This window comes from Gluconobacter sp. P1C6_b (assembly GCF_018811945.1).
Lineage (GTDB): Bacteria > Pseudomonadota > Alphaproteobacteria > Acetobacterales > Acetobacteraceae > Gluconobacter.
The window spans coordinates 99,064-110,144 of record NZ_JACRVU010000010.1; the positions used below are offsets into that span (position 1 = coordinate 99,064).

Consider the following 11,081-nt stretch of genomic DNA (forward strand, 5'->3'; position numbering starts at 1 on the left):
CATGCTCCTAACTTTCGCGTCTGCAAAGTCGACTGTGGCGGATGCCGTAAGCAAAATAAACGGCAAGTCCAATCGCGAGCCAGACAACAAGTCTGATCCAGGTCAACCTGTCGAGCGATATCATGACTGCGCCGCAGGACAGCACGCCAAGGATCGGAATAAGCAGACCGCCCGGAACGCGGAACTGTCGCGGGGCGTCAGGGTATCTGGCACGCAGGACAGGGACACCGATACAGACGATGATGAAGGCCAGCAGCGTTCCGATGGATGTCATGTTGCCGAGCTGACCGATCGGAAGCAGAGCGGCAAGCAGACTGGTCAGCGCTGCGAACATCAGATGGGACGTCCAGGGCGTATGGGTCCGGACATTGAGCTTAGAGAAGACGGGAGGCAGCAGGCCGTCATGGGACATGATGAGGAAGACGCGTGCCTGTCCCATCAACAGGCCGAACAGGACCGAGACGTATCCTGCCGTGATGCCGAGTTTTACGAGACTGGCCAGCCAGGGCATGCCCGCGACATCAATGGCTGTAGCAACGGGACTGGGGTCATTGGCCATGGCCCGGTAATCGACCACGCCCGTGAGGACCATCGAGAACACGGCATAGACCACTGAACAGACGAGCAGGCTTCCCAGAATGCCGATCGGGATGTCCCGGGCGGGGTTGCGGCTGTCCTGTGCCGTCGTAGAGACGATATCGAAACCCAGATAGGCGAAGAACGCCATGCCCGCGGCCCGCATGACCCCGGACATGCCAAACTGTCCGAATGTGCCGGTGTTCTGCGGGATGAACGGATGATAGTGCTCAAAGCTGATATGGGGCGCGCAGGCTGCAATCACGGCAACGATGACAGCGAGTTTGATGCAGACGACGATCGTGTTGATGGTCGTGGACTCACTCACACCGCGCATGAGCAGGGCCGTGACACCCCACAGGGCACAGACGGCCGGAAGGTTGAACCAGGCCGAGGCCATGCTTCCATCCGGCATTGTGACAGGCGTCATCGGCGTTGCCAGCAGGCGCGGATCGATATGGATACCCCAGCCTCCAAGAAGGGATGCGAGATAGCCCGACCAGCTTGAGGCGACAGCGGCGGCGCCCACGGTATATTCCAGCACGAGGTCCCAGCCGATGATCCAGGCGATCAGCTCACCCATCGAGGCATAGGCGTAGGAATAGGCCGATCCGCCAGAAGGGATCATGCTGGCGAGCTCGCCGTAACACAGGCCCGCAAAGCCGCAGGCCACCGCTGCGATGACGAAAGAGAGGGTTACGGCCGGGCCGGCATTCTGGCCAGCGGCGACGCCCGTGAGGGAAAAAAGGCCAGCACCGATCGTCACACCGACACCCAGGGCAACGAGCTGCCACGGGCCGAGGACACGCTTGAGGCCAGTCTGGCTGTCAGCTGCGGAAGATACGGGTTTGGTCCGCCAGAGCGGAGTGGTCATGAAGGATCCTCGTTTGATAGGCGGATTGTTTTTGCCGAGGCAGGCAATCTGGGCTAGTCACATGCCGAACTCACCCTGGAGAATGGACCACGATGTCGGAACACGCCAGCCAGTCCACGCTGAATCGTTTCTTTCATGCCCCCCTCAAGGAGGTTGATGCCGAAGTTGCCACCATTCTGAACGAGGAGCTCACGCGCCAGCAGGATGGCATCGAGCTCATCGCTTCGGAGAACATGGCCTCCTTTGCCGTCATGGAAGCACAGGGTTCGGTGCTGACGAACAAGTATGCGGAAGGCCTTCCGGGCAAGCGCTATTATGGCGGCTGCGTGGATGTGGACCGCGTCGAGAACCTTGCCATCGAGCGCCTGAAGAAGATCTTCGGTGCCGAATTCGCAAACGTTCAGCCGCATTCCGGCGCCAATGCCAACCAGGCCGCCTTCATGGCGCTGGCCAAGCCCGGCGACACGGTTCTGGGCCTGAGCCTCGCTGCAGGTGGACATCTGACGCATGGCGCGGCCCCGAACTATTCGGGCAAGTGGTTCAATTCCGTGCAGTATGGTGTGCGCGCCGAGGACGGTCTGATCGACTACGACCAGATGGAAGCACTGGCCCGCGAGCACAAGCCGAAGATCATCGTGGCGGGCAGCTCCGCCTATCCGCGCGTCATCGATTTCGCCCGCTTCCGGAAGATCGCCGATGAAGTCGGTGCATATCTGATGGTGGACATGGCGCATTTTGCCGGTCTGGTGGCTGCTGGCCTGTACCCGAATCCGGTTCCGGTTGCCGACATCACCACGTCCACGACGCACAAGACGCTGCGTGGTCCGCGTGGTGGCATCATCCTGACGAATAACCCCGATCTGGCGAAGAAGGTGAACTCCGCCGTGTTCCCGGGACTGCAGGGCGGTCCGCTCATGCATGTCATTGCCGGCAAGGCAGTCGCTTTCGGCGAGGCGCTTTCGGATGAGTTCAAGGCCTATCAGAAGCGCGTGCTGGCCAACGCCCGCGCTCTGGCGGATGAGCTTCAGAACCGTGGCTTCGACATCGTCACGGGTGGCACGGACAGCCATCTGATCCTCGTGGATCTGCGTCCGAAGAAAGTGACGGGCAAGCTGGCTGAAGCCATCCTCGAGCGTGCCGGCATCACGGCGAACAAGAACGCCATTCCGTTCGATCCGGAGAAGCCGTTCGTAACCTCCGGTATCCGTCTGGGTAGCCCGGCCGCCACGGCACGTGGTTTCGGTGAAGCCGAGTTCCGCGAAGTCGGTCGCATGATCGACGAAGTGCTGACGGCGGCGCTTGAAGAGGATAACGCCGAGGCCGTGACGGCCCGCGTGCATGAGGAGGTGAAGGCCCTGTGCCGCCGCTTCCCGATCTATGACCGCGCGTCTGCCTAAGACCTGAGCGGTGCTGCGGTCCGTCTGGCCAGGCGGACCGCAAGCTGCCCCCGGCGGGGGCGAAGATTGGGCATGATCAACAGACACTCATCATAGGGTGTATAGATCAGATCATGCCCGTCATGGGCGAGGGGCGTTCCTGCTTTAGGGATCGTAACCCCGCCCTCCCATGGCCTGATAAAACTGAAATCCGCATTCCGGGCGATGATATTGTCCGTCACCACCGCCATTTCCGGCGGACACGACTCCTCTGTCGCCTGTCCACGAAGATGGATGGTCTCGGCCTCCGCCAGCAGGCGTGCGATCGCGCTTTCCATGACCGTGACGGTGGCAGGCTCCCAGTGAGGACCAGCCTCCAGGAGACAACTGCGTCCCGTGCCGCCCGGCGACATGAAATGCGCATGCTCGATCAGCCGTGATCCACCGTGATGCCCGAGATCCGTCAGGACCGTCTGCGGCAGTTCCTTGCCCCCGGCCAGAGCACAGGCGAATTCGGCAGAACGCTGACGGGGCGGGGCAATGAACAGGGGCTCGGATGGCCAGAGAGTGGAATGCAGATCCAGCAGCAGGTCGGCCCGGGCGATATAGGGCTGAAGCTTACGGGCGCGCTCAAGTTCGCTGGAATGCTCGCGACTGTTCAGGCGTGTGTTGTGCCACAGACGGTTGAGATCCTCGTCGACGTGACGGGACATGACCGGATTGGCGGCATCGAAGCGATCAAACGCCTCCAGATTGGCCAGGATCAGCGTCAGGCGTCCCGAGGACAGGACAGGACCACGCCTGCGGAGATTTTCAAGCGCCCATCCCCCGGCATATTCGTTTCCATGCACCATGGCCGTGATGACCATCTCCGGACCGGAGCGTCCCGAATCGAAAACCCAGACGCCCGGCATGCCCGAAGGAGGTGCGCGCCACGATGAAAGATCGGGGGGCGGAAGGAGCACGTTGAAGACCAGGGGCGGCCGGCCGAGCCCCGGCAGCGTTTCCGACAGGCGGGGCTGACGGATCCGGAGCGGATGGTGCCGCTGTCCCGCCTTGCAACTCATGGTCCCCGGAAACCCGACGATACAGGACAGGACCGACTGCTCCCCATCCGGTCGCCCGGCGGAGCCATACCTGCACCGGAGAGCATAGGACATGGATCGGTCATGGGTTGTAGTGTAAGCACGTTGGGGACGGCTCGCCAGAGAGGGAATGTTGCCTTTTTCTTCGGCGGGGCCTGAGGAGAGTCACATTTCGCCGAGGTTGGTCTGGCGCGTCCCTTTTCCGTACTCCGCCCGGTTTTTCGCGGAGTACGGCCCGTGTCCATGGTCACGCCCCAGGTACAGACGGCACATGAACGGACGATGAAACAGTCTCTCTCCCTTTTTCACAAATTGTGGCAACGGCTTCCTGCCGGATCCCGAAGGCGGTTTTTCGCATGGGTCACGGCCGCCGCAGCCCCTGCGCTCAGGCCGCACAGGGTTGTTCCGGCACACGGGATGATCGTGGCAGGAGAGTTCAGCCGCAGTTCGGGGCTGGGCGAGGGGGCGCGGCTGATGGTCCGGGCGCTGCGGGACATGAACATCCCCTGCGCGACGTGGGACATCGACAGGCGCGTTCTTGAAGGTGATGCGACGGGGCCGGGAGCGCCTCTGATCATTCACGTCAATGCGCCGATGCTGCCTTATGTGCAGCTTTTCATGCCACGCTGGCTGAGAACCGGACGGCGGGTCATCGGATACTGGGCCTGGGAACTACCGGTTGTGCCGCAGACATGGCGTCACGCCCGCCGTCACGTCCATGAAATCTGGGCTCCGTCGCATTTTACCGCTCAGGCTTTTCGTACGCTGGGGCGTCCTGTGCGGGTCGTCGAGCATCCGGTGGGCCTTGCGGAACAGAAACCCTCAGACCGTGACCGGGCATCTTTCGGACTGCCGGAAGACTGCGTGATTGTTCTTGTTTCGTTCAGCCTTTCTTCCAGCATGGTGCGCAAAAGCCCGATTGAGACGATCCAGGCGTTTTGCGCTGCCTTTGGAGAGCGTTCAGACCGGCTCCTGCTCATGAAGATCGGCCATACCGAACATTATCCTGATGATCTGGCGAAGATCCGGGCGGCCACCGGCGGAGCGCCCAATATCCGGATCGAGACCGGACAGCTCAGCGGCGCCGACCGGCTTGCCCTAACTGGCTGTGCAGATATCGTGCTGTCCCTGCATCGTAGTGAAGGATTCGGGCTTGTCGTGGCTGAGGCCATGGCGCTGGGGCGGTGCGTGATTGCAACGGACTGGTCGGCGACGACGGAATTTCTGGACGGGACGTGCGGTCTGCCGGTCCCGTACACGCTGGTTCCGGCACAGGATCCACGCGGAATCTGGGACATGCCGGACACGAAATGGGCACTTCCCGACAGGGATGCCGCTGTGGCGGCCCTGCGGACTGCAGCCGCAGATCCGGAGTTGCGGTCCCGCCTTGGGGCGAATGCCAGACAGAGGATCGCCACGCGCCTGAATGGTGCGACATTACGGGAAGCGGCTCTGGCGACTGGGGTCCAGCCGTGACGACATCTGGCGGACGTATTCTTGTGTGGCAATGGGGGCGGCGGGGAGCAGGCCCGCGGATTGCCGTGGATCTGGCGGATGGGCTGAAACGCCTGACTGATACGGATGTTCTGCTCTTCCTGTCGGACCGGGCGGAAATCCTTCAGAGCCGGAATGCTCCGGACGCGGTCGTGAAAATTGCGACCTACAGTTCCTTCCGGGGGCTGGTGGGGCGCCTGCTGACGGCGCCGGGATTTCTGCGGCAGCTGGGACGGATTGTGAGAGACTTCCGTCCGGACGTAGCGATCTGTGCGATGCCGGGACCTCTGGATCTGCTGATGACGTATATGCTGCGTCGGGCTGGCGTGCGGATTGTGGTCATTGTCCATGATGCGCAGCCTCATCCGGGAGACGGCTATCCTTTTCAGGCGTTCCTGCAACGCAGGCTGATCCGTCAGGCCGATCAGATCGTCACATTCAGCCGTCATGTCGCCGATGGACTGACCTCCGGGCCGGATCCCGTAGGCTGTCCAGTCGTCGCACTGGCTCATCCACCGTTCATTGGGGAGGCAGGCACGCTACCATTCGCCCATGAGGGAGCCCCGCGCATCCTGATGTTTGGGCGCCTGCTGCCCTACAAGGGGCTGGACCTGCTGGCGGAAGCTTTACCGCGTGTCAGGCGTGATTTCGAATGTCGGGTTGTGGGGCAGGGCCCTGAAAGCCCGGAACTGGGGCAACTTGCGGCACTGGCACATGTCAGGGTCGAGAACCACTGGGTCGCGGAAGACGAACTGCCCCACCTCATCGCATGGGCTGACATCGTGGTGCTGCCCTATCGTGAAGCCTCCCAGAGTGGCGTCGGGGCCATGGCGATTGCCAGCGGGCGCTATGTTGTGGCGACCAGGGTCGGAGGGCTGGTCGAGCAGTTTTCGGACGATGCGCAGGCCGTTCTGTGCGCGCCGGAACCGATGGCGATTGCGGCAGCGCTGGAGAATATCCTTGAGGTGCCTCCACCCGTTCGCCCGCAGGTCGATAGCGGGCAGGAATGGGAAAATCTGGCGAGGGATATTCTCGCCAGCCGTGAGACGTCCTAGCGGTCCAGCGAATCTTCCGTCGCGATCCGGACGCGATAGCCGATATGCTTCTCGACATCGCGCAGGAAAGTGCGTTCGTCGATATTGATCAGCGAGAATGCCACGCCCTTGCGACCGGCACGGGCCGTTCGGCCAATGCGGTGCACATAGGCTTCCGGCGTTTCGGGCATGTCCATGTTGATGACGAGATCCACATCCGGGATGTCGAGACCACGCGAGGCGATATCGGTCGTGACCAGAACCGGAACACGCCCCTGACGGAACAGATCCAGTGCCTTGTTACGGGCACCCTGCGTCCGATCGCCATGCAGGGTTTCGACCCGCAGGTTATGTCGGCGCAGGATTTTGGCGAGGGCGTCCACCGTATTTTTCGTCCGCGCAAAAACGATGCTGCGACCCGCGAAATGCTTCAGGAGACGGGCAACGGTCTCAGGCTTGTCATCCTTTTCCACGAAGATGGCCCGCTGACGGATATTCTTGGGCGTGAAGGATTCCGCCGCGATTTCCACGCGAACGGGATTGCGCGTCACACGTCTGGCCAGATCCATGACCGGCTCGGGCAATGTAGCCGAGCAGAAAACAGTCTGGGGCGGCTGGTCCGGGAAATAGGGGGTCAGCGCCGTCATGCTGGCGGAGAAATCCTCGTCCAGCAGACGGTCCGCTTCGTCCAGAACCAGATAGGTCAGATGTTCCAGAACGAGATCGGCCTGCATCACCAGATCCAGAAGGCGGCCATGGGTCGCAACGATGATATCCACGCCATCGCTGACGGACTGGACCTGCTGCTCCCGGGACGTCCCCCCGCAGATAACGCGCGTTTTCAGGGAGAGCTGCCGTCCAAGCTGCCGACAGACGGCTGCGGTCTGGGCAGCAAGCTCGCGCGTAGGCTCAAGAATAAGCGCACGGGGGCCGGGAGCCGGACCGGCTTGCTTAAGCTTCTGAAGCATGGGCAGCACGAAGGCTGCAGTCTTGCCGCTGCCCGTCTGGGAGCCGACCAGAACGTCCTTTCCCTCAAGCAGCGGAGGGATGGCCTGTGCCTGGATCAGGCTCGGACGTTTATGTCCGGCCTGGGCAAGAGTTGCCAGCAGGGGCGCAATCAGCCCAAGCTCTTCAAATCCGGGAGCAGGAGTGGCTGGCGTTGCGGTCGGCGAGGCAGGGCGCGTCTGGGGCGTTGTCATGTGCGCTTCTTGCCAAATTTCTCGCAGTTCGGGAAATACCTTCTTTTTTGCGGAGTTCCCTCATGAAGGCCATCATCATCGCGGAGGACTTCGCCGGCATGCGGGCGCAGGGGGCGGGACTGGCTGAAAAGGCCGGTCTGGAGTGGGATTTCCGGCCTGTGCGCATCCAGCCTTTCTGGTCGCGTTTTCCGGCGCGTTACTGGCCGTCTCCGTTGCGTCGGGTCGATCCCATCAGGATTCCCGAAGACACAGGCCTCATCATCTGTATCGGCGGAACAGGAGGCGTCATCGGCAGAGCCGTGGCCCGGCGCGAGAGACTGCCCGTCGTGCAGATCCAGAACCCACGCATGGCGGTCAGCAAGTTCGACCTCGTGATTGCCAATACGCATGACGGGATTAGCGGACCGGATGTCCTGATTTCGCGCAATGCACTTCATCCCGTCACGCCCCGGAAGCTCGCTCTGGCACGGGCTGAATGGGAAGCGCGCCTGAAACGCGACGCAAGGCCGCTGCTGTCCATTCTGGTCGGCGGCGCCAATGGTCGTTTCTCGCTGGGGGCTGTCGAAGCGGAGCGCATGGCGGACGGGATCATCACTTTCACGAAACGCAACGCCATGCAGGCCGTACTGACGCCCTCGCGCCGGACCGATCCGGCTGCCGTGGCCGTTTTTCGCGAACGGCTGGAACCTCATGGCATTGCCGTTCTGACAGGCCGCGGGGACGACAACCCTTATATGGGTATGCTGGCCTGTGCGGACATGATTGCCGTCACGACGGACAGTGTCTCAATGATTTCCGAAGCCGTGGCGACCACTGCTCCGGTCCTGATTTTCCCGCTTCCAGGCCGCTCCAGTCGGATTTCACGCTTTGTAAAAACGCTTGCGGACGCCGGGCGGGTTAAGTGGTTCGATCCGGCACAGGTTCCTTGGGATGTCATGCCGCTTGACGATACCCCCCTCGTGGCGAGAGAAATGCGCCGACGTCTGAAGCTCTGAAAGGGCCCCTGTATGCTCGATATCCGCACCTTTGGTCCGCAGGGTGGCAATGTTCTGTACAAGGCGCTGGCGCATCCGCTGGCCGCAGAAGCGCTCGTCCGGATGGAAGCCGAATTCGCAGGGCGGACGCTGGCTGTCTACGATCCGGATGACGCTGCCCGCACGCTTGCCGCGCTCTATCCGGGGCTGAAACCGGCCTGCGTCTATGTTCATGATACGGAGCGGGTGGGACAGCCGGACGGTTTTGGCGGAACGCTTCGGGCGCTCGTGGATCTTCCCGCGACCCAAGCGGATGCCATCCTCGCCCTGTCTTTTGAAGACGCCAAGATGCGGACCCGGCTGAAGGGGCTTCAGAACGGCCGGGATCTTTACACGCTCGCCCCTGCGCGTCTGCCGGACGAGATGCTGGTTGCCGGCCGCCCCTATCTGGACAAGCTGAACTTCGCGACCAACTTCGCCTTCTTCCGCGAGACGGAGCAGTTTTCCTGCAGGATCGTGACCGCCAATTACTGGTCCAGCTATGCTGCGGAGAACCTGCGTTACTGGATGCGGCTCTATGACGGAGCGGGCAAGGTACTGGCCCAGTGGGAACAGCCGGTTACTGAAGCCGGGGCGGGGATCACGATCGACAGCGCCGATATCCGCCGCCGCTTTGATCTGCCGGAATTTACGGGCCAGCTTTTCATCCATGTTCTGGGCGCTCGCGGACATGACGTCGTCAAATATGCTCTCGACAGCTGGGGTAAAAACGGCGACCCGAGCCTCTCCGTCACGCATGATGCCAATGCGTGGCCTTCCGTGCGTTACGCGACCCTTCCGGCCCCTGAACCCGACGAGACGCTGATTGTCTGGGTACAGAACAGCCATGCGACCACCATTCCGGCAGGAGGCATTACCTTCAACCGGATGGGAGAAGACACATCGCATGCGCTCGACCGGCCTGTCGGGCCATTCGAGACGGTGGCCGTGGATATTGGCGCGCTCTTTCCCGGATTCCACTGGCCCGCACAGTTTGAACTGCGTTCGGGCCGGCATCTCGTGCGCCCACGCTATGAAATCACGCAGCGCGGCCGGACCCGCATCGCCCATCTGAACGTTGAGCGGGACGATCTGCGCCCCGAGCCTGCCATCCGTCAGTTTGCACCGTCGCTGGGCCGTGGGTTCCTGCTACCGTTTCCGATCCTGGATCCGAAGCAGTTCGAAACCTTCTTGCAGCCCAACCCCATGTCCGAAGCGCTCCAGTCTCTTCCCGTAAGGCTCGATCTGTTTGATGAGGCAGGCGGGGAGATCGGATCGCACTTCCTGGGCAATCTTCCCCGCAACCATGACACGGCCGTTGCTCTGCACACCCTGATGGATCGACCGGGTCATGCCGACCTGGTCTATGATTTCCGCGACGGCGGGGAAGCCGATGGGTGGTTGCACGCCCTGATGCGCTATCGGAACCGCGAGAGCGATCACGCTGCTGAAACCAGCTTTGGCGCCCATATCTTCAACACGCTCATGACCTGGCGCTCGGAGCCGCAATCGTACTCAGGCCCACCGCCAGGCCTGACAACGCGGCTTTTCCTGAAGCTGGGACAGAAGACAGGCCAAGAGACGCTGCGAAGCTTCTGCTGCCTCATCCATCCCGCTTCCGTCGACGGAACCGACATCTCGGAAACCGTTCTTCTGCTTCATGGTGCAAATGGTGCCCTGATTGCCCAGACGACCATCAGGATCGCGCCCAACGGGTCATTTATGGTCCGCCCGCACGAACTGTTTGAAGGCTCGCACCTCGATCGTGCAGGGGAAGGGGGCTACGTACTGATCCGGGACCTGACCTGCCGCCTCTTCGGCTATCATGGTCTGGAAAATGGAAAAGGCGCATTCTCGCTGGACCACATGTTCGGCTTCTGATCTGCAGGGAAAGGGGAGCCGCAGCGGATAATGCGGCTCCCCACGAAAAAGATCTTGTCAGGAAAACAACACCTTGCTAGAAGCCCGTCCCACGGATGGGCGCGTAGCTCAGCGGTAGAGCACTGCCTTCACACGGCAGGGGTCACAGGTTCAATCCCTGTCGCGCCCACCATCCTAAACTCCTGAAAATATTGTACTTAGCTTGCTGCGCGAGATAGAGACGCATTTCTTTAAGCTGTCTCTAACCTAAGCAGTTTATCCCTATAAGTGGGCGATCTGTACAAAATCCGTACACTCTACTTAGGTCACGTTGACAAAAGGTCTATACGATCTGCGTGAGATCTGATTCACTGTTGTCTTCAATGAAGGCAGTACAGTGGAGCAGGCATGGCACGAGGTGATCTGACGGATCAGGAATGGGCGATCATTGGTCCACTTCTGCCGGCTGAACGCGGACGTTGGGCGCGTCCGGCTGGAGACAATCGCCGGTTCCTCAATGGTATGCTGCATGTTCTGCGCACAGGTTGCCCCTGGCGAGACATGCATGAG

General features: G+C 61.5%; 9 protein-coding genes and 1 tRNA gene. 7 read left to right on the forward strand and 3 right to left on the reverse strand.

Annotated features, from left to right (window positions below; translation table 11 throughout):
- Positions 1-7 precede the first annotated feature (7 nt).
- Positions 8-1,450: an APC family permease gene (locus tag KP701_RS09100; RefSeq protein ID WP_215746902.1), complete on the reverse strand. Its 1,443-nt coding sequence runs from the start codon at positions 1,448-1,450 to the stop codon at positions 8-10.
- A 92-nt stretch (positions 1,451-1,542) separates the two neighbouring features.
- Between KP701_RS09100 and glyA the strand changes: the two genes are divergently transcribed.
- A complete protein-coding gene (gene glyA / locus KP701_RS09105) occupies positions 1,543-2,847 on the forward strand; it encodes a serine hydroxymethyltransferase (RefSeq protein ID WP_215746903.1) in 1,305 nt (434 codons plus the stop codon).
- Here the strand turns inward: glyA and KP701_RS09110 are convergent.
- Positions 2,844-3,986 (reverse strand): succinylglutamate desuccinylase/aspartoacylase family protein, encoded by a 1,143-nt coding sequence (locus KP701_RS09110; protein ID WP_225198027.1) that lies wholly within the window; start codon positions 3,984-3,986, stop codon positions 2,844-2,846. The two genes, glyA and KP701_RS09110, sit on opposite strands and share 4 nt — an antisense overlap.
- Before the next feature lie 348 nt (positions 3,987-4,334).
- Here KP701_RS09110 and KP701_RS09115 point away from each other — a divergent pair, with 348 nt between their 5' ends.
- Both KP701_RS09115 and KP701_RS09120 read left to right on the forward strand, forming a co-directional pair.
- Complete coding sequence (locus KP701_RS09115) at positions 4,335-5,387, forward strand: glycosyltransferase family 4 protein (RefSeq protein WP_215746916.1); 1,053 nt, start codon at positions 4,335-4,337, stop codon at positions 5,385-5,387.
- Positions 5,384-6,460 carry a glycosyltransferase family 4 protein gene (locus KP701_RS09120; protein WP_215746904.1) on the forward strand — a complete coding sequence of 359 codons (1,077 nt, stop codon included), beginning with the start codon at positions 5,384-5,386 and terminating at the stop codon, positions 6,458-6,460. Before KP701_RS09115 ends, KP701_RS09120 begins: the two co-directional genes overlap by 4 nt.
- Here the strand turns inward: KP701_RS09120 and KP701_RS09125 are convergent.
- A complete protein-coding gene (locus KP701_RS09125) occupies positions 6,457-7,638 on the reverse strand; it encodes a DEAD/DEAH box helicase (RefSeq protein ID WP_215746905.1) in 1,182 nt (393 codons plus the stop codon). The two genes, KP701_RS09120 and KP701_RS09125, sit on opposite strands and share 4 nt — an antisense overlap.
- Positions 7,639-7,700: 62 nt before the next feature.
- Here KP701_RS09125 and KP701_RS09130 point away from each other — a divergent pair, with 62 nt between their 5' ends.
- The 4 genes from KP701_RS09130 to KP701_RS09145 form a co-directional block, all read left to right on the forward strand.
- Entirely contained in the window at positions 7,701-8,633 is a 933-nt protein-coding gene (locus KP701_RS09130) for a mitochondrial fission ELM1 family protein (protein WP_215746906.1), read from the forward strand.
- A 12-nt stretch (positions 8,634-8,645) separates the two neighbouring features.
- On the forward strand, positions 8,646-10,532 hold the full coding sequence (locus KP701_RS09135) for a hypothetical protein (RefSeq protein WP_215746907.1): 1,887 nt from the start codon (positions 8,646-8,648) through the stop codon (positions 10,530-10,532).
- A 97-nt stretch (positions 10,533-10,629) separates the two neighbouring features.
- Positions 10,630-10,704, forward strand: a tRNA-Val gene (locus KP701_RS09140).
- A 215-nt stretch (positions 10,705-10,919) separates the two neighbouring features.
- The coding region (locus KP701_RS09145; RefSeq protein ID WP_215746917.1) for a transposase at positions 10,920-11,081 on the forward strand (162 nt) is incomplete at its 3' end.

What these genes read in the sequence shown, in the direction of transcription:
- KP701_RS09100 (WP_215746902.1), bottom strand. Translation starts at nt 1,450, where the DNA reads ATGACCACTCCGCTCTGGCGGACCAAACCCGTATCTTCCGCAGCTGAC.
- glyA (WP_215746903.1), top strand. Translation starts at nt 1,543, where the DNA reads ATGTCGGAACACGCCAGCCAGTCCACGCTGAATCGTTTCTTTCATGCC.
- KP701_RS09110 (WP_225198027.1), bottom strand. Translation starts at nt 3,986, where the DNA reads ATGTCCTATGCTCTCCGGTGCAGGTATGGCTCCGCCGGGCGACCGGAT.
- KP701_RS09125 (WP_215746905.1), bottom strand. Translation starts at nt 7,638, where the DNA reads ATGACAACGCCCCAGACGCGCCCTGCCTCGCCGACCGCAACGCCAGCC.
- KP701_RS09130 (WP_215746906.1), top strand. Translation starts at nt 7,701, where the DNA reads ATGAAGGCCATCATCATCGCGGAGGACTTCGCCGGCATGCGGGCGCAG.
- KP701_RS09135 (WP_215746907.1), top strand. Translation starts at nt 8,646, where the DNA reads ATGCTCGATATCCGCACCTTTGGTCCGCAGGGTGGCAATGTTCTGTAC.